Source organism: Vibrio chagasii (assembly GCF_002954585.1).
In the GTDB taxonomy this organism is placed as follows: domain Bacteria; phylum Pseudomonadota; class Gammaproteobacteria; order Enterobacterales; family Vibrionaceae; genus Vibrio; species Vibrio chagasii_A.
Map to the genome: position 1 here is coordinate 54,027 of NZ_MSCI01000004.1, position 22,078 is coordinate 76,104.

The 22,078-nt window shown below is 45.3% G+C and carries 19 protein-coding genes and 1 pseudogene; 5 read left to right on the forward strand and 15 right to left on the reverse strand.

Annotated elements, in window-relative coordinates; translation table 11 throughout:
- Nucleotides 1–92 precede the first annotated feature (92 nt).
- The 7 genes from BTO10_RS21735 to arcA form a co-directional block, all read right to left on the reverse strand.
- Entirely contained in the window at nucleotides 93–1,922 is a 1,830-nt protein-coding gene (locus BTO10_RS21735) for a protein-disulfide reductase DsbD (protein WP_105025809.1), read from the reverse strand.
- A gap of 174 nt (nucleotides 1,923–2,096) precedes the next feature.
- Nucleotides 2,097–2,585 carry an arginine repressor gene (locus BTO10_RS21740; RefSeq protein WP_004737108.1) on the reverse strand — a complete coding sequence of 163 codons (489 nt, stop codon included), beginning with the start codon at nucleotides 2,583–2,585 and terminating at the stop codon, nucleotides 2,097–2,099.
- Between the two features lie 327 nt (nucleotides 2,586–2,912).
- The gene (gene pyrI, locus BTO10_RS21745) at nucleotides 2,913–3,377 is read right to left on the reverse strand and encodes an aspartate carbamoyltransferase regulatory subunit (protein WP_004737110.1); all 465 of its coding nucleotides are present in this window, start codon (nucleotides 3,375–3,377) and stop codon (nucleotides 2,913–2,915) included.
- Nucleotides 3,378–3,392: 15 nt separating this feature from the next.
- Nucleotides 3,393–4,322, reverse strand: a complete 930-nt coding sequence (pyrB, locus tag BTO10_RS21750; RefSeq protein WP_105025810.1) for an aspartate carbamoyltransferase — start codon at nucleotides 4,320–4,322, stop codon at nucleotides 3,393–3,395.
- Nucleotides 4,323–4,805: 483 nt separating this feature from the next.
- Nucleotides 4,806–5,816: an ornithine carbamoyltransferase gene (locus tag BTO10_RS21755; RefSeq protein WP_004737112.1), complete on the reverse strand. Its 1,011-nt coding sequence runs from the start codon at nucleotides 5,814–5,816 to the stop codon at nucleotides 4,806–4,808.
- 141 nt (nucleotides 5,817–5,957) lie between these two features.
- A complete protein-coding gene (gene arcC, locus BTO10_RS21760; RefSeq protein ID WP_008219582.1) occupies nucleotides 5,958–6,869 on the reverse strand; it encodes a carbamate kinase in 912 nt (303 codons plus the stop codon).
- A gap of 71 nt (nucleotides 6,870–6,940) precedes the next feature.
- Nucleotides 6,941–8,164 (reverse strand): arginine deiminase, encoded by a 1,224-nt coding sequence (gene arcA / locus BTO10_RS21765; protein ID WP_105025811.1) that lies wholly within the window; start codon nucleotides 8,162–8,164, stop codon nucleotides 6,941–6,943.
- A 628-nt stretch (nucleotides 8,165–8,792) separates the two neighbouring features.
- Here arcA and BTO10_RS23835 point away from each other — a divergent pair.
- Nucleotides 8,793–8,924 (forward strand): hypothetical protein, encoded by a 132-nt coding sequence (locus tag BTO10_RS23835; protein ID WP_258100659.1) that lies wholly within the window; start codon nucleotides 8,793–8,795, stop codon nucleotides 8,922–8,924.
- Nucleotides 8,925–8,930: 6 nt separating this feature from the next.
- Here BTO10_RS23835 and BTO10_RS21770 read toward each other — a convergent pair whose 3' ends face one another.
- The 3 genes from BTO10_RS21770 to aspA all read right to left on the reverse strand — a co-directional run bounded on the left by BTO10_RS21770 (nucleotide 8,931) and on the right by aspA (nucleotide 13,826).
- Nucleotides 8,931–10,379, reverse strand: a complete 1,449-nt coding sequence (locus BTO10_RS21770) for a YfcC family protein (RefSeq protein WP_008219590.1) — start codon at nucleotides 10,377–10,379, stop codon at nucleotides 8,931–8,933.
- A gap of 508 nt (nucleotides 10,380–10,887) precedes the next feature.
- The gene (locus BTO10_RS21775; RefSeq protein ID WP_105025812.1) at nucleotides 10,888–12,195 is read right to left on the reverse strand and encodes an anaerobic C4-dicarboxylate transporter; all 1,308 of its coding nucleotides are present in this window, start codon (nucleotides 12,193–12,195) and stop codon (nucleotides 10,888–10,890) included.
- A 179-nt stretch (nucleotides 12,196–12,374) separates the two neighbouring features.
- On the reverse strand, nucleotides 12,375–13,826 hold the full coding sequence (gene aspA, locus BTO10_RS21780) for an aspartate ammonia-lyase (RefSeq protein ID WP_105025813.1): 1,452 nt from the start codon (nucleotides 13,824–13,826) through the stop codon (nucleotides 12,375–12,377).
- Nucleotides 13,827–14,110: 284 nt separating this feature from the next.
- Between aspA and BTO10_RS21785 the strand changes: the two genes are divergently transcribed.
- Entirely contained in the window at nucleotides 14,111–14,635 is a 525-nt protein-coding gene (locus tag BTO10_RS21785; RefSeq protein WP_105025814.1) for an FxsA family protein, read from the forward strand.
- Nucleotides 14,636–14,767: 132 nt separating this feature from the next.
- On the opposite strand, the gene trmL is transcribed toward BTO10_RS21785, so the two are convergent.
- The 4 genes from trmL to BTO10_RS21805 form a co-directional block, all read right to left on the reverse strand.
- Entirely contained in the window at nucleotides 14,768–15,247 is a 480-nt protein-coding gene (trmL, locus tag BTO10_RS21790; protein ID WP_063525226.1) for a tRNA (uridine(34)/cytosine(34)/5-carboxymethylaminomethyluridine(34)-2'-O)-methyltransferase TrmL, read from the reverse strand.
- Between the two features lie 77 nt (nucleotides 15,248–15,324).
- Nucleotides 15,325–15,942: a superoxide dismutase gene (locus BTO10_RS21795; RefSeq protein WP_063525227.1), complete on the reverse strand. Its 618-nt coding sequence runs from the start codon at nucleotides 15,940–15,942 to the stop codon at nucleotides 15,325–15,327.
- A gap of 76 nt (nucleotides 15,943–16,018) precedes the next feature.
- Nucleotides 16,019–17,398: an envelope stress sensor histidine kinase CpxA gene (gene cpxA / locus BTO10_RS21800; RefSeq protein WP_105025815.1), complete on the reverse strand. Its 1,380-nt coding sequence runs from the start codon at nucleotides 17,396–17,398 to the stop codon at nucleotides 16,019–16,021.
- Nucleotides 17,398–18,087, reverse strand: a complete 690-nt coding sequence (locus BTO10_RS21805) for a response regulator (RefSeq protein ID WP_105025816.1) — start codon at nucleotides 18,085–18,087, stop codon at nucleotides 17,398–17,400. Before BTO10_RS21805 ends, cpxA begins: the two co-directional genes overlap by 1 nt.
- 180 nt (nucleotides 18,088–18,267) lie before the next feature.
- Here BTO10_RS21805 and BTO10_RS21810 point away from each other — a divergent pair, with 180 nt between their 5' ends.
- The 3 genes from BTO10_RS21810 (at nucleotide 18,268) to pfkA (ending at nucleotide 21,128) form a co-directional block, all read left to right on the forward strand.
- Nucleotides 18,268–18,777 (forward strand): CpxP family protein, encoded by a 510-nt coding sequence (locus BTO10_RS21810; RefSeq protein WP_105025817.1) that lies wholly within the window; start codon nucleotides 18,268–18,270, stop codon nucleotides 18,775–18,777.
- Between the two features lie 163 nt (nucleotides 18,778–18,940).
- The gene (gene fieF, locus BTO10_RS21815; RefSeq protein WP_105025818.1) at nucleotides 18,941–19,849 is read left to right on the forward strand and encodes a CDF family cation-efflux transporter FieF; all 909 of its coding nucleotides are present in this window, start codon (nucleotides 18,941–18,943) and stop codon (nucleotides 19,847–19,849) included.
- 316 nt (nucleotides 19,850–20,165) lie between these two features.
- Nucleotides 20,166–21,128, forward strand: a complete 963-nt coding sequence (pfkA, locus tag BTO10_RS21820; RefSeq protein WP_004737127.1) for a 6-phosphofructokinase — start codon at nucleotides 20,166–20,168, stop codon at nucleotides 21,126–21,128.
- Nucleotides 21,129–21,633: 505 nt separating this feature from the next.
- Here the strand turns inward: pfkA and BTO10_RS21825 are convergent.
- Nucleotides 21,634–21,998: pseudogene (locus BTO10_RS21825) on the reverse strand (endonuclease domain-containing protein).
- Nucleotides 21,999–22,078 lie beyond the last annotated feature (80 nt).

The window sequence follows — 22,078 nt, forward strand, 5'->3', positions numbered from 1 at the left end:
CGTTTCTTGCTATAAGAAAAAAGCCGCACTGCCATCTCGTTGTGAAGGGCGGTGCGGCTTTGTCTGGTGTTACATTCAGACCAATGTTGCCGTTATAGCTGGTGGTCTTGCATGTGTTTTAAGAATACATCGGCAGGCATAAAACCAGTCACTCGAGCATTTGGAACATGGTTACCCTCGCTATCCCAGAACTCAATGGTTGGTAAGCCAAGTACCTGCAACTGCTTCAGCAATTCAATGTCTTGAGGCATGTTTCGAGTCACGTCTGCTTGAAGTAACACGAAGTCAGACAGCTTGTTCTCGACGTCTGCTTGATGGAAGGTGTACTTCTCAAACTCTTTACACGCCACACACCAATCGGCGTAGAAATCGAGCATCACTGGCTTGCCTAGTTTCTTCGCTTCGATGAGCTGGATTTCAAGCTCTTCAACAGTGTTAATGCGTGCAAACTGGATCTGCTGTTCCACTACAACGCTCTTTTCTGCAAACCAGTAATTTAGTGCAGGTTGTGCAGAAGCAAACAGACCAAGCATCGCGATAATACCTACTGCACTTTGCTTCCAGCCACCGAATGGCAGTGCATTCTTGCTATGGTAAAGCCAACCGAAGGCGATGAAGCCAAGGCCAGACCAAAGCACGGTAGCCCATAGTTCTGGGATGATGCGCTCTAGTAGGAAGATTGGTGCTGCCAACAAGATAAAGCCGAATACGACCTTCACCTTGTCCATCCAGCTGCCTGCTTTCGGTAGTAGCTTATTGCCGAATACCGCCACTAAGATTAGCGGAATGCCCATGCCCATAGCTAACGCGTACAGAGCAATTGCACCGGTAAATAGGTCGCCGCTTTGAGCGACATACAGCAGCGCACCTGATAGTGGCGCGGTGGTACAAGGTGAACATACCAAACCAGAGATCGCGCCCATCGCGAACACGCCCAAGGTATTACCGCCTTGCTGCTTGTTGCTTTGGTTGTTGAGCCAAGTTTGGATGCTGCTTGGCAGTTGCAGGTTATAAACGCCAAACATCGACATCGCCAACACCACGAATAGAACGCTCAACGCAATCAACACGTAAGGGTGTTGCATCGCAGCTTGGAATTGCATACCCGCAGACGCAACCACCAAACCTAGTAGTGTGTAGGTGAGCGCCATACCTTGCACGTAGATGAAAGACAACATCAGCGCACGACCTTGGCTGAGCTTGCCACCACCTAACACGATGCCCGTTAGGATTGGATACATAGGCAGAACACACGGTGTGAAGGCTAAGCCAACACCGAGAGCCAAGAACAGTAATGGGGTCCACCAACTGTCACTGAGTTTATCGGCTAGGCTCGCTTCTTTTGAAACGGGTGCGCTTGATTGTGGTGCTGTGTTATTTGCCACCTCTGCTTTTGGAGAGGCAACTTGTGGTGAGGTGTTCGCTTGGTTACTGGTAGTTTTAGCTGTAGTGTCGCTTGAACCTGTTGCTTCAAACGGTGCAATGTCGATGACACGAGTTTCTGGAGGGTAGCAGAACCCTGCCTCGGCACAGCCTTGGTACTTAACGATCAGCTGTGAGCCGTCTTGGTAACTTTGCAGGGGAACTTGTACGAATAGCGGTTGAGTATAAACACTCACTTCACCAAAGAATTCATCTTGGTGTGGTTTACCATCTTCTAACTCAACATTACCGATAGCGAGATTTTGGCCGCTAAAAGAGAGGCTATGTTGATAGAGGTAGTAGCCTTCTTTCACCTGCCAGTCGAGAAGCACCTTGCCATCTTGCTGGTAGTAATTGAAAGGGAAAGCTTGGTCTACAGGAACAAAACCGTTGTTATTGCCTCCGAAGCTTGGCTCGGCGTTGTCATTTCCAAAAAGCGCCCACGCAGGCTGAGTGAACAGGGAAATACAAACAAAAAGTAATGTGGCAAGTCGTCGCATACTATTTAGTCATTTAATGGAGTTATGGGTATCTTAACTCAATCAGACCGTAATAGTTTGCTATTAGTTTCATTGGCTAGCAAATATCCCTTAGGGCGGGAAATCCACTTTCTTAGGTAATCGGGAGAGGGTCAGCCTTGCAGCAGGCATAGGGAGCCCTTGCCAGTAATCCATTTAAGCGACACCTAAGCGTGCTTTTACCACTTGCTCACAAGCATCGATATTGGTTGTGTCTTTTGGAATAATTAACACAGTGTCGTTGCCGCCAACAGTACCGATAATCTCAGTATGTGGGTCGATATCGACTAATCTTGCAACTAACTGCGCACAACCTGGGTGGGTTTTAACTATCACCATTGCTTGGTTATGAGTGATTAATTCGATTTGCGAAGAGATGGAGGCATCGACACGTACAGGCGCGCTTTCAACCGTAATACAGTAGACTTTTTTACCACAGGCATTCTGGATTTTGACTACGCCGAGCTGTGACAAAATACGAGATACCGTCGATTGGCTAATACCGGTATAGCCGATCTCGACCAGCTTTTCGCGTAGCTGGTTTTGGGTTGAGAAGCTTTGTTGTTGTAGTAAGCGTTTGCACGCTGCAGTCAGTGTTTTATCTTCAGCTGAATACAAGCAACCGTGCTCAGTGATCGGGTTCATGAACAACTCCTTAAGGTCAACAGTGATACCGCTTGTCCATAGCGTCGTGCGCACTCCCAAAGCCGTAGAGTACGATTTGTTAATTAGGGCTTACCGACGAATCCTGAAGTAAAGAAGGGTGGGTATGCGAGATGTACGATCATCTATGCATCCAGTCTACCACTAAAGGATAGTTATCTTTTTGAAGGCGATCACCAAACAAAATTCTGGTTATTTGCTTGTATTTTGGTGCTTTATTCTTGAGGTGAGTGGATATTTATTCCGCATTGGGAATAAATATCCATGTGCTTGGGAAGGTTTTGACCTAGGCACTAATGAAGATAAGGGTTAGCGAATTTCACTCATGATCTCGCGAGAGAATACTTTTTCACAGTAATGGCATTTTAGCTGCACATTTTCCTGTTTTAGCTGCACTTTAAAGCTACTTTCAACGGGTTCACCGTGTGAAATACAGTTGCTATTTGGGCATGAGAATACGCTGTTGATTTGCTCTGGCAGTACAAGCGTGAGTTTGTTTACGACCTTGTACTCTTCAATTTGATTGACCGTCGCTTGTGGTGCATACAGAGCCAATTGGTTCGCCTGCTCTTTGGTTAGAAAAATGTTCTCAATCTTGATCAGGTCTTTGTGTCCCAACGCAGAAGATGGCAGATTTAATCCCATGGTGATGCGCTGTTCTGTTTTGTGCATCTTGAACAGTTTAAGGATTTTGATGCCAAGGTGAGCAGGGATGTGGTCAATGACGCTGCCGTTACGGATCGCTTCTACTTGTAGCTGAGTTTGTTTAACCATGACTGTGTCTCCTGCTTATAAAGTGTCGTTTAGGACTAGGGCTAATAGGGCTTCGCGAGCGTATACACCGTTTTCAGCTTGCTCGAAGTAGTAAGCGTGTGGTGTTTTATCAACGTCGGTGGTGATCTCGTCAACGCGTGGCAGTGGGTGAAGCACTTTCATGTTTTGACGGGCGTCTTTCAATGTGTCGGCGGTGAGGATGTAAGCCGATTTCATGTGTGCGTATTCCGACGCATCAAAGCGTTCTTTCTGTACGCGAGTCATGTACAGCACATCCAATTCCGGTACTACTTCTTCAATGCTGCTGTGGGTGCTGTATTGAATGCCCATCTCTTCCAGTTCTTCACAGATGTAATCTGGCATCGCTAATACTTCAGGTGCGATAAAGAAGAAACGTACGTTATTGAATTTTGATAGTGCTTGCGTCAGTGAGTGCACGGTGCGGCCATATTTAAGGTCGCCGACGAACGCCACATTGAGGTTGTCGAGTGTGCCTTGTGTTTCGTAAATCGAGAATAGGTCTAGTAGGGTTTGAGTTGGGTGTTGGTTCGCGCCATCACCGCCATTCACTACTGGCACACCGTTAGAGAACTCAGACGCCAAGCGTGCAGCCCCTTCTTGTGGGTGACGCATCACAAAGGCATCAACGTAAGATGAAATCACCTGCACTGAATCGGCAAGTGTTTCACCTTTCTTAGCCAGTGATGTGTTACCGCCATTATCAAAACCGATGACTGTGCCACCAAGGCGTTGAACTGCGGTTTCGAATGAGAGGCGAGTTCGAGTTGAAGGCTCAAAGAAACAGCTCGCAATGACTTTATTTCTCAGCAACTCTGGATTTGGTTCAGCCTTGAGCCTTGCTGCGGTATCGACGATAAGCTCCAGTTCATCACGAGAGAGCTCAGGAATGGAGATGATGTGCTTGTTAAATAACGAATGCGCCATAACGGGTCTTCCTTCTATGCATACAGTCAAATTGCGGACAAAAAAAAAGCCCCCTAAAAATAGGAGGCTTCGAAACGATCAATAGAACAAAATAAAAATGACACCAACACCACTCTCTGGCGTGTAGTTTGACAATCATGTGCGACAAAACTGCGGTTCATTTTTTGCTCTCTTTAGACAAATTGCGGAGGATTATACTCAGATAAAAACAGCGCGCAATAGTTTATGTAAAGTATTCATTTTATGGATATTTATGCCAAATTAGTCCATGCTTTTACTTCTTTTTAAGCCTTTGTTGAAGCAGAAAAACTTCGACTTTTTTAGGCAATAATCTTTTCAAACGAATGAAAAAAAATGCGGGTTTTATCCAAGAGAAAATTCCCATGCACGCCACCCGCATTTCCCTGTTATTGCACTCAAATTATCGACTGGTTGGTAAATAAGAGAGTGCTTTGCTTCTAAGTTTTTTAACTGTTTGGCTTATTAGCTACCTAGTGTTGCAACCATCACTGCTTTGATGGTGTGCATGCGGTTTTCAGCTTCATCGAACACGATAGAGTATTCAGATTCGACCACTTCATCAGTCACTTCCACACCGTCTTTTAGCTGTGGGTATTCAGCCGCAAGCTGTTTGCCTACCGTGGTGTCTTCGCCATGGAAAGCTGGTAGACAGTGCATGAATTTCACATGTGGGTTACCGGTTGCTTTTAGCATTTCCATGTTCACTTGGTAAGGCATCATTAGGTTGATACGCTCAGCCCATGCTTCTTTCGCTTCACCCATCGATACCCAAACGTCGGTGTATAGGAAGTCACAACCTTGCACGCCTTCTTGAACATCTTCAGTTAGGGTGATTTTGCCGCCAGTGTGCTCTGCGATTTCACGGCATTGAGCCAATAGTCCTTCTTCTGGCCAGAATTGCTTAGGAGCAACAAGGCGAATGTCCATGCCCATTTTCGCTGCGCCAACCATTAGAGAGTTACCCATGTTGTTGCGAGCATCGCCTAGATAAGCAAACTTGATTTCATGCAGCTGTTTGCCACGGCCGTATTCGGTCATGGTCAGGAAGTCTGCCAAGATTTGAGTTGGGTGGAACTCGTCAGTCAGACCATTCCAAACAGGTACACCAGCGTAAGCGCCTAACTCTTCAACAATCTCTTGACCGAAGCCGCGGTATTCAATGCCATCGTACATACGACCAAGAACGCGAGCGGTATCTTTCATCGATTCTTTGTGGCCAATTTGAGAACCCGATGGGCCTAAGTAAGAGACGCGAGCACCTTGGTCGAATGCTGCTACTTCGAATGCACAGCGAGTACGAGTTGAGGTTTTCTCAAAGATAAGTGCGATGTTTTTGCCAGTCAGTTTTGGCTGTTCGTAACCGTTGTACTTCGCTTTTTTAAGCTCCATTGAAAGATCTAACAAGTGTTGAATTTCGCGTGGAGTGAAATCTAGTAGTTTTAGGAAGTTACGATTGCGTAGGTTAAAAGCCATGATGTATTCCTTCTTAGATTTAGGCGCTTTCCTGTTACAGGGAAAGAAAATTCAAGAAAGCGCGATTCAATTTTTGTGTATTAATTTCAGTTCAAACGGTGACTCAGTTTTCTCGCAAGGTTTGAAAAGCTCACGAGTGGATTAATCTTTGGTGATGTTGGTACCCGCTTGGCCTTGCAGAATTTGCAAACCATCTTCGAGCGCACCAATACCGACGACTTTGCCGCCTTGTTGGATGAATTCGCATGACGCTTCAATTTTTGGTCCCATCGAGCCAGCATCAAATTCAAACTTCGCTAGTTCACCCGGTGTAGTGCTACGCAGTGCGTGTTGAGTCGGCTTGCCCCAATCTAGGTAAACCGCGTCTGCGTCAGTCAGAATCAGTAGTGCATCGGCATTCAATTGTTTTGCTAAGAAAGCAGCTGACATGTCTTTGTCGATAACCGCTTCGACACCAACCAATTTGCCATGCTCTTTTTTCACTGGAATGCCGCCACCGCCAGTACAGATCACTAGATGACCCGCCTCGATAAGCTGGGTGATCGCTTCATGTTCAACGATGCCGGTTGGTCTTGGGCTTGGCACAACACGACGGAAGTGTTGGCCGTCTGGTTTTACGATCCAGTGGAACTTCTCTGCCAATTCACGCGCTTCTGCTTCTTCGTAGATTGGGCCGATTGGCTTGGTTGGATCGGCAAATGCAGGGTCATTTGGATCAACCGTCATTTGGGTCAACATGCATGAGATGTTGCGGTTCGGCAGATAGTTTTTGAACTCTTGCATCAGCATGTAGCCGATCATGCCTTGCGTTTCGCTGCCCAATACATCAAGTGGGTATGGATTTACTTTTTTGTACTCCAAACCTTGCAGAGCAAGTAAGCCAACTTGTGGCCCATTACCGTGCACTAATACCACGTTGTACTCTTTGGCGATTTCAGAGATGGTTTTCACCGCCGTTTCAATATTGCGGCGCTGAACGTCAGCTTCTAACGGCTCACCGCGACGAAGTAGGGCGTTACCACCGAGTGCAACAACAACAGTTTGTTTAGTCATAATTGTGTTCTCTCATTGTGGCCAAGTTGAGGTTATTTGAATTCGTCAACTTGGCCGTTTCGTCTTAGTGATTAGATACCATCACGCTCGATAGGGCAGCTCATGCAGCGTGCGCCACCGCGGCCACGACCAAGCTCGTCTCCAGGAATTGGCAGTACTGTGATGCCAGCTTTGTCGTATTTCTCGTTGGTGTAGGTGTTACCTTCGTAGCCAACAACGACACCAGGTTTCACCGTAAGAACGTTGTTCGCATCATTCCACTGCTCACGTTCTGCATGGAAGTTGTCACCACCAGTAGTGATGAGGTTTAGCTTGTCTACGCCCAATGCTTTTTCGATAGCGGTAACGAAGTAGCCTTCTTCTTTCACTTTCACAGCACCAGACTCATCACCGGTCAGGTTCCAGCACTTCACATCTTTACTCACCACTTCAGGGTAAACAGAGAACGTATCTTCGTTCATGTGTGTCATTACCGTATCTAGGTGCATGCAAGAGCGGTGTTTTGGCAGCTGCATAGCGATAACTTGCTTCGCTTGGCCGTGTTTGAATAGGTTAGAAGCCAAGTGTTCAACACCTTGTGGCGTGGTACGTTCTGACATACCGATAAGCACTGTGCCGCGGCCAATAACCAGAACGTCACCACCTTCAATCGTTGAGTTGTCGTAGTTGATGTTCTCTTCATCGCCGAAGTATTTAATGAAGTCTTGGCCTGCGAAGGTTGGGTGCCAACGGTAAATTGCACGCACGTGGTTGGTTTCGCGTTGACGTGCTGGTTTCGCCATTGGGTTGATCGATACACCACCATAAACCCAGCAAGAGGTGTCGCGAGTAAATAGGTGGTTTGGTAACGGCTCAATAATGAAGTCGGTTGGTGTGAACATGCCTTGCATCATTGAAGAAGATTTCATCGGCATTTCAGCGTAAGACAGACCGCCGGTTAAGATTTTTGCAAGCTCTAGGTTTGGTAAGTCACCTAAGTAGCAGCGTACGTCGTTAGCAAAAGTTTTACCCAAACGGTAATCAGACACTTGGCAGTTCAGTAGCCAATCTTTCGCTTCCGGCACGGCTAGCGTATCTGCTAGTAGGTCAGTAAGAAGAAGAACCTCAACACCCTGATCACGTAGCGTTTGAGTGAATACGTCATGCTCTTTACCTGCACGCTCAACAGCCAGTACGTCATCAAACAGCAAATCGTGACAGTTGGATGGTGTTAAGTGAGTCAGTGCGCGTCTTGGGCGATGAACTAAAACACGACGCAATTGACCTATTTCAGAACCTACATAGAACTTACTCATGATCGTCTCTCTCTTATATATTTGAATTACTTTTATTGCTAAGAGTAATTATTTATTTTCAGGTGAGAAGAATGAATTATTTATTCATGTCTCTTGTCTGGAATTAATATTACGCCTGCTGCTCAGGTATTCTTAGAGATCTATCACAAATCATTTTTTATCTCTCAGCCCTTTAAAAACAAGGGTTTTAACAAATTTTATGCACTTTGACCTATCATCGATTGCTTCTAAATAGTTAATCCAGGGGGAACATTATTCATGTTTTTCTAATCCAGATTAGTAAAATCTAAATAGCGAGGGTTTATATGCAATGTACTTTAACTGATAAAAGTGAGCTTAAGGTGGAAGTATGCAGTGTTTTTATTTAGATATTTAATTTTGAATGTGGAATTAATTATCTGTTAACAAATTAAATTCGTATAAAGTTATTTGGGTCACATTTTAAAATAGGACTTATGAGGGTTTTTTTAATAAGGTTTAGTCGTTTATTTATCTTTTGCTGTTACTTTTAACAAACCTGTAAATATAATTAACACTAATAAATGACTAAATATTTAGCCATATATCACCTTGGTAAATAATGAGTGGTATTGTTAACTTTGTCTGTGATGTTTGCAGATGAGTAGGAGTGTTGAGATGGGGCTTCTCGGGAGCTGCTGAGTTCGCTATGGGCTGCATTAACGGTAAACTAGCTGAGCTAACAATAGAGCTAAAAAAAGCCGCTATCGAAGCGGCTTTGAATGGAAATGTGTTTGCTTAAGGGATGCTAGATAAGCGCACCAATACTCAGTACAACGATGCAGAACACCGTTAAGATACCGATCAATGGCATGACCCATTTCACCCAGCGTACGTAAGGCACACGAGCTATCGCCAAGCCACCCATTACCACCGCAGAGGTTGGGGTAATAAGGTTTACTAAGCCTGAAGCCGATTGGTAAGCGGTGATCACAAGGTCTCTACCAACACCAGCAAAGTCAGCCAATGGCGCCATGATAGGCATGGTCAGTACCGCTAGGCCAGATGTTGATGGCACTAAGAATGACAATAGAATCTCTAGGAAGAACATCACGTTAATAAAGATAACGGATGAGAGCCCGGTGACCATCTGCTCTGCAGAGAATAGAATCGTATCAGTGATCATACCGCGGTCCATCACCACCACAATACCACGTGCAATACCTATGATCAGCGCTACACCGAGCAGGTCACGTGCGCCGTCAATGAAGCTTGAGGTAAACTCTTCTTCGCTCATGCGAGCCACAATACCGACAATGATGGTCGCTGCTAGGAACATTGCAGAGATCTCTGCCATCCACCATCCTGCAACGGATACACCGTAAATCATTACTGCGAATGAGCCACCAAAAATAGTCAGAATTAGTTTACGAGTTGCAGTGAATTCCAGTTTTTCTCCGCTTGAGTTACCAAGGAAGTGCGCTTTGTTTTCTTCGTACTTGTCATACACAATCGACTTGCTTGGGTCTGCTTGCACCATTCTTGCGTAACGCATGACGTAAGCGACACAGATGCCCCAACCAATAATCAGCATTGCCACACGCAGCACGATACCGTCAGTAAATGGGATGCCAGAGGCGTTAGCTGCGATAACCGTTGCGAATGGGTTAATGGTGGAACCTAGCACTCCTATGCCTGCGCCTAGAAGTACAGTTGCTGCTGCCACTAGAGGGTCAAAGCGAGCCGCCATCATGACAGGCACAAGAAGCGTATAGAATGGAAGTGACTCTTCCGCCATGCCATAGACAGTGCCGCCAGCGGCAAACAGTGCCATTAGTATTGGTATCATCAACTCTTCTCGCCCTTCGAGGCGTGCGGTGACGCGTTCGATACCAGCATCAATTGCACCAGTCTTGGTGACGAGTCCTAAGAAGCCACCAATGATGAGAATGAACAGTGAAACGTCGATTGCAGCAGCTTCATAGCTATTGTGGTCGTAGAAGCCATCAATCGGCGCTAGCAGCACGTCAATCACGCCTTGAGGGTTACCTTCAACCGCTTGATAGGTTCCGGTTACTGGTACTTCTCGGCCTAATTCTTCATTCATTGCTCGGTCATATTGGCCCGCTGGAACAATCCAGGTCAGTAGAGCAACGAATGCAATTAAAATAAATAGAATGGTATAAGCAGAAGGGAATTTAAAGTTGGCAAAGAAGCCGCCCTTTTTTTTCTCGCTTGGCATCGTTTGAGTTGTCATGGCTATCTCCTTACATCATCTTAAATAGAAGTGATGTGAATTAGCGACTAATGATTTATAGACTGTAAATACACTGACACTTATAAATTACCCAACGATATAAATTTGCGGGCTTTAAATTAAAGTTATTTGATATTTACTAATCCAGATGAAGTTGTATTTAATTTAGCTGCGGTTATTTTATTCCTTACTTAATCATTTAAGTTTGGTGCTGTTCACAAAAATAGTGGCTAGTAAAAGGGCTAAAAAATGTGAGAAAAATCGTAAGGTTTTTTGGTTAATTAGCTTGGATTAATATTCGGTTTGGTTAGTTGGTAAATAGGGGAAGGTTGATTTGATAGGTATCGATAGAGAATGGGTTGTACAGTCTTGGAATTTTATTCAAACTTTATTTTTGAACGCGTTTTAAAGTTTGTCATTGTTATTTGACGGGCATCAAAAATCACATTAAGCCATAAACAAAAAAGGAAGCCGAAGCTTCCTTTTAGAGTCATATGATCAGTGGTTTTTAGATAAACAGCCCACCGAATGCGAAGCCTAGTGCTACCGCAGTACTGATTGTTACCACACCTGGAATGAAGAACGGGTGGTTGAATACTAGGTTACCGATACGCGTTGAACCTGTGTCATCCATCTCAACCGCAGCCAGTAGCGTAGGGTAAGTTGGAAGAACGAACAGCGCACTTACCGCTGCGAAAGAAGCAACGGCTGTTAGTGGTGCTACGCCAATTGCTAGTGCTGCAGGCATTAATGCAACCGTTGTTGCGCCTTGAGAGTAAAGCAGCATAGAAGCGAAGAACAGAACAAGAGCCAGCATCCATGGGTAGTCAGCCAGTAGCGCACCTGCAACATCTTTGATTTCAGCAACGTGTGCATTTACAAACGTAGAACCTAACCAAGCCACACCAAGTACACATACACACGCAGTCATACCAGAGCGGAATGTCGGTGCTGAAGAAATTTTCGCAGCATCGATCTTAGTGAACATTACGATTGCCGCTGCTGCTGCCAACATTACCGACATGATCGCTTCGTTACGACCTAGTGCAGGGTTCTCGATTAGGCCAACAGAGCTTGAGATAGCCGCTGCGTAACAAACAACAAAACCAATTGCTGCTAGGAAGATGTAAGTTGCTTTCTTCGCTGTTGGAAGGACCTCACGCTTCTCATCTGACGCTAGTTTGATGAGACCTTTCTCTAGACGCTCTTGGTAAACAGGATCGTCTTTAAGTTCGCTACCCATGTAGTTGGCAACAACAGCACCAACCATACAAGCGATGAAGGTTGTTGGTATACAAACCATCAGCAGGGTTAGGTAATCAACACCGAATGGTGCAAGCATGGCTGCGAAAGCTACAACCGCAGCTGAGATTGGCGAAGCTGTGATAGCAATTTGAGACGCAACAACAGCAATAGACAGTGGACGAGAAGGACGTACACCTTGGCCTTTCGCTACTTCCGCAATAACTGGTAGAGTTGAGAATGCTGTGTGGCCAGTACCCGCCATTAGCGTCATTAAAAAGGTCACAATCGGCGCGTAAAAGGTGATGCGTTCTGGGTGCTTACGCAAAAAGTTTTCTGCAATTTGCACCAACCAGTCCATACCGCCAGCAACCTGCATTGCAGCAATTGCGGTGATAACCGACATGATGATCAGGATTACATCAATTGGGATAAAAGATTGGCTTGTTGGTACGCCAAGAATAAGTGAAAGAGCAATAACACCAGCACCACCGGCAAAGCCGATACCGATGCCGCCAATTCTGGCCCCTAAGAAGATAAAGAGCAGGACGATAAACAGTTCTACTGCAATCATAATTAACACCTCATGTAGATTTTATTATGTGACCACTCGTCGAGAGAATGTTCAGATAATAGTTCTATGGTTTAGATTCAATTAAGCAAAAGTGCAACAGACAGAAACCATAGAATAAATGGGGTTAACCGTATTGGAGCCTAAAAAAGGGCTCCGTTTGGAGCCCTTTCTCGCTAGCGTTACTCGTAGCGTTTTGCTTTATACTGAGGATGCATCAAATTTTCAACAGAGAAAATGTCATCAAGTTCTTCTTCGGTTAATAAACCGCGCTCTAGAACCACATCACGAACACTCTTACCTGTTTCTGCACAGATCTTACCAACAATGTCACCTTCGTGATGGCCAATGTATGGGTTTAGGTAAGTTACGATACCGATAGAGTTAAATACGTGCGCTTCACAGATTTCTTTGTTTACCGTGATGCCGTCTACACACTTGTCACGTAGGTTCACACAAGCATTAGTTAGGATGTCTAGAGACTCAAACATGCTTTGTGCAATAACAGGTTCCATAACGTTCAGTTGAAGTTGACCACCTTCAGCTGCGAAAGAAACTGTGTTGTCGTTACCTAGAACTTTGAAGCAAACTTGGTTTACTACTTCAGGTACTACTGGGTTTACTTTAGCTGGCATGATTGAAGAGCCTGCTTGAAGCTCAGGTAGGTTCAGCTCGTTCAAGCCTGCGCGAGGACCAGAAGACAGTAGACGTAGGTCGTTACAAATCTTAGACAGTTTAACTGCTAGACGCTTAAGCGCGCCGTGCGTCATTACGTATGCGCCACAGTCTGAAGTTGCTTCGATCAGGTCTTCTGCTGGAACACACTCTAGGCCAGTTACTTCAGCTAGGTGTTTAACAGCAAGGCCTTGGTAACCTGGTGCTGCGTTTAGACCTGTACCGATTGCTGTTGCGCCTAGGTTAACTTCAAGCAGTAGCTTAGATGTGTATTCTAGGTTTTTGATTTCTTCATTGATGGTTACCGCCCAAGCGTGGAACTCTTGGCCAACCGTCATCGGAACTGCATCTTGAAGTTGAGTACGACCCATTTTCAAAACGGTGTTGAATTCTTTGCTCTTTAGCTCGAATGCACCTTTAAGGTATTCAATTGCATCGATCAGTTTTAGTACGCTGTTGTAAACAGAGATACGGAAGCCAGTTGGGTAAGCACAGTTAGTCGATTGGCTGCGGTTTACGTGGTCGTTCGGGTTGATGAACTCGTACTGGCCCTTTTCTTTGCCCATAAGCTCAAGTGCAACGTTTGCTACAACTTCGTTCGCGTTCATGTTTACAGAAGTACCAGCGCCACCTTGGAAAACATCTGATGGGAACTGATCCATGCATTTGCCAGTGTCTAGAATTAGGTCACAAGCTTGGATGATGTATTTAGCCACTTCGCTAGGAATTACACCTAACTCTTTGTTTGCTAAAGCCGCTGCTTTTTTTGTCATCACCATACCGCGAACGAATTCAGGTACATCTGAGATTGTTACATTTGAGATGTTGAAGTTTTCAACTGCGCGTAGGGTGTGGATGCCGTAGTAAGCATCAGCCGGAACATGACGCTGACCTAAAAGATCTTCTTCGAGACGAGTAGCTTGAGGAGCATCAACTTGTGCTTCTGATAGAGTAGCCATAACAGGATCCTTAGAGAATAATTCTGATTATTTAGTTAGTTATTAGCCTATTCTGTATGCAAATACTCCGTTCGCTAGAATATTAGGCTGATAAATCCGTCCTGACTTATGTCGCACATGATACTGTACCTAGCGCATAAAAATAGTAAGTTGATCACCTTTTTCGCTTTTGTTTAGTCAATATTTTGCAAAGTTAATGTGGGTCAATAAACACGCTTATTTACAGGATAAATTTGAGATTGGTAGACCTTTCAGCGTAAACTGAAAGCAACAAAGGAGGGCGTGTGTTTCCTATCTTATTATTACTATTTATCTTCGTACCCATCATTGAGATTGGGCTATTTATTCAAGTTGGTGGCTTCTTAGGATTGTGGCCAACTATTGCATTGGTTTTGATCACGGCATTTGTCGGTGCATCGTTGGTTCGTAGCCAAGGTATTCAAACACTGATGTCTGTTCAAGGTCGACTACAGCAAGGCGAGATGCCGGCACAGCAGATCCTTGAAGGCGTGATGCTGGCTGTGGCTGGCGTATTGCTTCTGACTCCAGGCTTTATGACAGACGCTCTGGGTATGTTGGTATTGTTGCCAGCACCAAGAGCCATGATTGCTAAGAAAATGATGGAAAAAATGGTGGTTAAAAACATGTCTGGCGGTTTCCACGCTGGTGGACAAGCTGGCTTTGGTCCGAGTCCATTTGGAGATGATCCATTCAACCGCGACCCATTTGACCAATCAAAAGGCGGTAACACCTTTGAAGGTGAGTTTGAGAAGAAAGACGACGACAACGATCGTAATCGCTTAAACTAATCCTGCTGTTTAGATAGAAAGACAACCACTGAAAAGGCTCTTACCTTTATCCTTCGTAAGAAAGATAAAGGTAAGAGCCTTTTTTATTGCCTATTAGCGATTACAGATAACAGGTGTTTGAGTATTCGGCTATTATACCGCGCCTTCGAAGCCCATTTGTCGCCATGCTTCAAATGCGATGATTGCTACAGCATTAGATAAGTTTAGGCTGCGTGCGTCGGGCATCATTGGAATACGAATACGTTGTTCCATCGGCATGCTTTCGATGAACTCTGCAGGTAGGCCGCGTGTCTCAGGGCCAAACATCAACACATCGCCTTGTTGGAACTTGGCATCGACGTGGTGACCTGTGGTCTTGGTGGTACACGCAAAAATACGGTAGTCACCTTCACGTTCGTTCTCTAGATACTGAATAAAAGCTTCTAGGTTCTTGTGACGCTTCACACGCGCTAGGTCGTGATAATCCAAACCAGCACGACGCACTTTCTTCTCTTCAAAATCAAAGCCAAGTGGCTCAATCAGGTGCAGGTTTGCGCCGCAGTTAGCACATAGGCGGATGATGTTACCCGTATTGGGTGCAATTTCTGGTTCGTATAGAGCGATATCAAACATGTGGGTTCACAAGAGTAATCAAAGATAGCCAGAGTATACGGTGGCAAGCTGTGTGAGTACAGTTTGCCACCATCGACTTAGGCTTGCTTGTTGAGTGCCTGCGCGTAGTTTTCTGATACTGCACTCCAGTTGACCACGTTCCACCAAGCGTTGATGTAGTCAGGTCGGCGGTTTTGATAGCTGATGTAGTAGGCATGCTCCCACACATCTAACGCAAGTATCGGTTCACCATTGCTTGCCACCGTATCCATCCAAGGATTGTCTTGGTTTGAGGTTGAGATAATCTTCAGTTGTCCTTCTTCTACTACCAACCAAGCGAAGCCAGAGCCGAAGGTATTGATTGCCGCTTGAGCGAACTGATCTTGGAATGCTGAAAAATCTCCAAATGTGCTTTTAATCGCCTCACCAAGCTCGCCAGTTGGTTCGCCACCGCCGTCTTGCGACATACAGTTCCAATACAAGATATGGTTGTAGTAGCCGCCACCATTGTTGCGCACAGCGGGGCTGTGTTGAGAAATATTAGCGAAGATTTCAGTGAGAGATTGCTGTTCAAGTTCGCTACCAGACACCGCAGCGACAAACTTATCGTAATAGGTTCTGTGGTGCTTGCTGTAGTGCACTTCCATCGTTTTTGCATCGATGTACGGTTCTAGAGCATCGTAGGCGTAGGGCAGTTCAGGGAAAATGTGAGACATGGTAAATCCTCCTTAATTAGAGGATTCACCATAATGATAATAACAATCATTATCAACTGTGATCTTTGTGGGGGTATTACAGTGGCAGGATAGGCAGAGTAATTTCGAGCTGTAATCCGCCGAGTTTACTGCGGCTCGCGGTAATCGTTCCGCTATGTTGACGAATCGCACTCTCGGCAATAGTCAGCCCAAGTCCAGTGCCACCAGAATTACGGTCACGAGCGGTAGAAACACGGTAGAAAGGTCTGAAGATAGAATCGAGTTCATCATCAGGCACACCATCACCGTTGTCATTGACGCAAATAGTCAGCTGATCTTGCAACACGTGGAACTGCACATCGACTTGGTCTTTACCGTAGTAAATGGCGTTACGCGTAATGTTGTCTAAAGCACTCATCAGTAGCTTAGGATTACCTGAAATTGAACGCTCAGGGATTTCTGAGAATGTCAGCTCTTTACCCATCTGTTCAGCTTCGAACTGCGCGTCTTTTAAGATCTCTTCCCACAAGCTCGATATCGGCTGAACTTCACGAGTAATGTGGCTATCAACCTGCATCCGTGAGAGGGTCAGTAGTTCACTGATCATCTGTTCCAAGCGTTGCGCTTCTGTATCGATACGCTCGAGTTCTGGGCTCTCACCTTGTTTGCGAATCGCCAGTGCATTGGCCATACGAAGCCGCGTCAAAGGAGAACGCAGCTCGTGTGAGATATCAGAAAGCAAGCGCTGTTGCCCTGAGATCATCTGGTTTACCGCCTCAACCATTTGGTTAAAGCTTTCACCCGCTTGTCTGAATTCTGATGTGCCTTTTTCAAGGGTTGGATCGACCTCGAATTCGCCTTTCGCTACTCGTTGTGCAGCACGCTCAAGTCGGCGAGCTGGCTGACTGAGCGCCCAAGCCAACCAAAGCAATAGCGGGGTACTGGCCAGCATCACGGCAAGCAACAGCTGCAGTGGTCTATCAAATAGTCGCAGTAAGAACGGCGGTGGTTGGTTCCACTTTACTCCGGCGTACATAAGTAGCTCTTCACCGGCCAGCTTGATTGGTACAGGACCTGCAACCATGTAGTGCCCGTAAAGCTTCTGCTTTGGTACTTCTGGGTTATCAATTGAGGTTACAAAGTTGCGAATCGCCTTAAGCTTGTAGTCTGAATATCTTTTTGAGGTTAGGACTGCGCCCTCAAGATCGGTCAGATAGATACGTGCACGAGAATCTTTGCGGCTACGTGGCGCCTCAAGTTGGAAGACAATTTTGCCGAGGTTCGGCTCTCTGGCGTAGCGTTTCTCGGCAGCCTTGGCGATGCGTTCCAGTTTGCTGAGATGGTCAGCGGGTACATCACGCGCTACTCGCGGGTCTAGATGTGGTAATGAGAGTACGGATAAAAGCACCAGTAACATGGTGAACCAAAAGATGGCAAAGATACGTCCATATAAGCTAGTGATTTTAGGGATGCGCATTAATCCTCCTCTACCAATAGGTAGCCACGACCACGCAAAGTCTTGATGCGTGATTTGCCATCGCTACGTTCTGGAATCTTTTTACGTAGGTTAGAGATGTGCATGTCTATCGCACGGTCAAATGCTGCAAGCCTTTTACCAAGCACATCTAAGCTTAACGCTTCCTTGGTGATCACTTGCCCCGGGTTTTGGATAAGGTGGCTTAATAGAGCGAACTCTGTAGTGGTGAGGTCGATGATCTCGCCATTGCAGTACGCTTCTTGTTTGCCAGGGAATACTTCAATGTCTTGGTATTGGATTCTATCGCTGGCGGCTTTTGGAGTGCTCGTGGTTTGTGTGCGGCGCAAGATGGCGCGAATACGTGCGAGTAGCTCGCGGTCGCTAAACGGCTTTGGTAAGTAATCATCCGCACCAAGCTCAAGACCGATCACACGGTCGATCTCTTCCCCTTTCGCCGTCAGCATCAGCACAGGCGTTTCCCAATGTTCTCTTAGCTTTTTGAGTGTTTCCATGCCATTCAGACGCGGCATCATTACATCCAAAAGAATCAAATCAATCTCATCATTGATCGCTTCGAGCCCTGCATAGCCATCATTGGCTTCAGAAACGGTGAAGCCCTCAAAGCTAAGAATGTCTTTAAGTAAGCTCGTTAGCTCAGTGTCGTCATCAATAAGAAGAATGTTCGCCATGGGAAAGCCTTAGTCGGTTAGTTACAGGTTAATAATACTGCTAATTATTCGTCAGCTTTCACTCTTTACGATTCTTTACGCTTTCTAAACGTCACTTTACGAGGGAAAGACTAATCTATATTCAAGCGCTGAGATACAGACGCAATACATGACTTATTATACCGAATTGAGGCAACAATTATGAAAATGACGAAGAAACTTGTACTAGCAGCTGCGGTACTTCCACTTATGTTAGGTACAGCAAGCGCGTACGCATTTGGCGGCGGTGACAAGGGCGACCACAAAGGCATGCACGGTAAATGTGGTGGCTTCGACAAAAAAGTGATGCGTCAACTAGACCTAACTGACGCACAAAAAGAACAGTTAAAAGAGATACGTGAAGCGAACCATGCTGAGATGAAAGCAAAACACGCGGGCAACAAGTCAGACAAAATGGCGCAAATGAAAGCGCACCACGAGAAAGTTCAAGCGTTGGTACTAGCTGACAACTTCGATGAAGCAGCGGCAAATGATCTAGCAAGCCAAATGGTTGAGAAGCAAACTGAGCTTCGTGTAGCAATGCTTAAGAAGCAACATGAAATGATGAGCGTGCTAACGCCAGAGCAAAAAACGCAACTGAAAGAAATCCAGCAAGAGCGCATGGCGAAATGTGCTGAAAAGATGGGAAAGCACATGAACCGAGACCAGTAATTCAAAGCTGGATAAAGCAAGCTTGAATGAAAGTGTTTAAAAAGAAGCGGCCGAGAGCCGCTTTTTTGATCCCTAAAAATGAATGTCTTACATCCTAGCTGTCATATTCAATTGATTGTTTGCAGGTTATACTTTGTGCTATCAGTCACTTTATAGCCAATTTATGAAACAAGAATACGCACGTTTAGTTACGCTGGCCGCTTGGGCTGCTACCACCATTGCCACTATTTTGTTGATCGTGAAAGTCGCGGCGTGGTGGGTGACAGGTTCGGTGAGCCTATTGGCTTCCGTGGTCGATTCCATGTTAGATATTGCCGCTTCGGTCGTTAACTTATTGGTGGTCCGATATTCTCTTCAGCCTGCCGACAAAGAACATACCTTTGGTCACGGTAAGGCGGAATCACTCGCTGCATTGGCACAGGCGATGTTTATCTCGGGCTCGGCCTGCTTCCTCATTCTTAATGGTGTCGAGCGCTTCTTTAGACCTCAGGATCTCAACTCCCCAGAAATCGGTATTTACGTCAGCTTGTTTGCGATAGTGATGACGTTTGGCCTGGTTCGATTCCAGAAACACGTGGTCAAGAAAACGGGCAGTCAGGCTATTGCTGCGGATTCACTGCATTACCAATCTGACCTGTATATGAACGCGGCCATCATGCTGGCCCTAGGGTTAAGCTGGTTTGGCATTGATCAGGCAGACTCAGTATTTGCGGTAGGCATTGGTATTTATATTCTTTACAGCGCTTACCAAATGGCGATGGAGGCGATTCAATCTCTGCTTGATCACAAGTTGCCTGATGAAGAGCTAAAGCAGATAAAAGAGACATCCTTGAGTGTGGAAGGGGTACTCGGTGTGCATCAGCTCAGAACTCGTCGTTCAGGTCCGATTCGCTTCATTCAATTGCACTTAGAGTTGGAAGATGAGATGCCACTTATTGAAGCGCATCGCATTTCTGATGAAGTAGAGGCCAAGCTTATTTCAGTGTTCCCTGATGCTGATGTACTCATTCACCAAGATCCGTATTCGGTTGTGTTTGGACCAGAGAAACAACAAAAATTTCATTCGTGGTAATGAGCACGAAAGCTAGGCAGTAAATGGTAAGTGGGTGGCTTTTGAACTAGAGTGAGTAGAAACTGCGAACGCTTTGGTGATTCAAAAAACACCTTAGTAACAATTAATGTTGATTCTGATGTGAATCAACAAAGTTACTGAGTAAAACTGTAATACTCTTACAGAAGTAGAAATGTTACATAATTTTTCGCGATTTAAGTGCTATTCCTGTTGAGGAAATGTAACATAACGCACAAATATAGATTTAAAATCTTGTTGATATACAATCAGCAATAACAAGAATTGAATAATAGATTCCCAAAAATCGAGGGTGAGCATGATTAAGAAGATCGGTGTTTTGACCAGTGGTGGTGACGCTCCGGGCATGAACGCAGCAGTTCGTGGCGTAGTTCGTACCGCGTTATCACTTGGCATTGAAGTTTACGGTATTTACGATGGCTACCAAGGTCTTGTTGAGAACCGCATCGCGAAGCTTGACCGTTCAAGCGTGTCTGATGTGATCAACCGTGGTGGTACTTTCTTAGGCTCTGCACGTTTCCCTGAGTTCAAAGACGTTGCTGTTCGTGAGAAAGGTATCGAGAACCTAAAAGAGCACGGTATCGAAGCACTTGTGGTTATCGGTGGTGACGGTTCTTACATGGGTGCTAAGAAGCTGACTGAGATGGGTTACCCATGTATCGGTCTTCCAGGTACAATCGATAACGACATCGCTGGTACTGACTACACAATCGGTTACCTAACAGCGCTTAACACTGTTATTGAGTCTATCGATCGTCTACGTGATACGTCTTCTTCTCACCAACGTATTTCTATTGTTGAAATCATGGGCCGTCACTGTGGTGACCTGACACTTATGTCAGCAATCGCAGGTGGTTGTGAGTACATCATCACTCCTGAGACTGGTTTAGATAAAGAGCAGCTAATTGGCAACATCCAAGATGGCATTGCTAAAGGTAAGAAGCACGCAATCATCGCTCTAACTGAGTTAATGATGGATGCTAACGAGCTGGCTAAAGAGATCGAAGCAGCAACGGGTCGTGAAACTCGTGCAACGGTTCTTGGTCACATCCAACGTGGTGGTCGTCCTACTGCGTTTGACCGTGTACTTGCTTCTCGCATGGGTAACTACGCTGTTCACCTTCTACAAGAAGGCCACGGTGGTCGTTGTGTTGGTATCGAGAAAGAAGAGCTTGTTCACCACGACATCATCGACTGTATCGAGAACATGCAGAACCCAGACCGTTCTGAGCTGTTCCGCGTAGCTGAAGAGTTGTTCTAAGCCACGCCGAGCGTGAGCTTATAGAATTTAAAAACCGCTGATTTATCAGCGGTTTTTTGTATCTGCCGTTCTTTTGATTCATTGTAAAATCCCCTCCTAACCTCCCCTTATGTCAGGTGTTTTGACCCCTTTAGCTTCTTTTGGAAAGGGGAGGAACAGTAGAGTGTGTGCGGTAGCGATATCGAACACTTGAACTAAACACTCTGAATATCTATGACTGCCATAGTGCCAAACAGATGATTTAACTTAGATAGAAAGAAATTGTTTTTAATGTTTGTCTCTTAATTGTTTATAAGAGTACTAAGATTCTCTGTTACTAGTTTAGAAACTTAACACTTGTCGAAGGCTACATAGCCTTGCATTAATGCTTAGCTCATTATGAGTTTAAACAGAAGAGGTGGTTCGAACTGAGAAGCTTGAGTGAACAAAGAAAGTTCCCCCCCTTTATCTTCGGTCGGTAGGGTAATCGAAAATGTTGAAACAAGGGGGAGTTAGAGGGGGATATCTATATAGAAGTGTATTTGGGGATTGAATCCATGATCCTCGCCAAAACCTCCTCAATGTTATGATTAACCTCATTATTGGTAAAGCGAAGGACCCTGATTCCGAGTTTATCTAAGTCTTGTGTGCGTTGATGATCGTAAGCTTGTGCTTGTTCTGAAAAATGACTATTACCGTCTAATTCTATAGCTAACTTTAGTTCGCAGCAGAAGAAATCTATGATGTATCTTTCAATGCTATGTTGTCTTCTAAACTTTACGCCAAGCTGCTTTCTTCTTATGTAAACCATAGTTTGCGTTCTGGTTGAGGCATGTTGTTTCGGAGTGTTTTTCGAAATGTATTGAGCTGAGGTCGTGTATAGGTCTTCATAACGCAGTCCAATGAATAGAAGTGTTATTAAGTTACAAAGAGCTGGTGACAAAAGAGAGGTAGAAGAGGGTGGTGTTCGA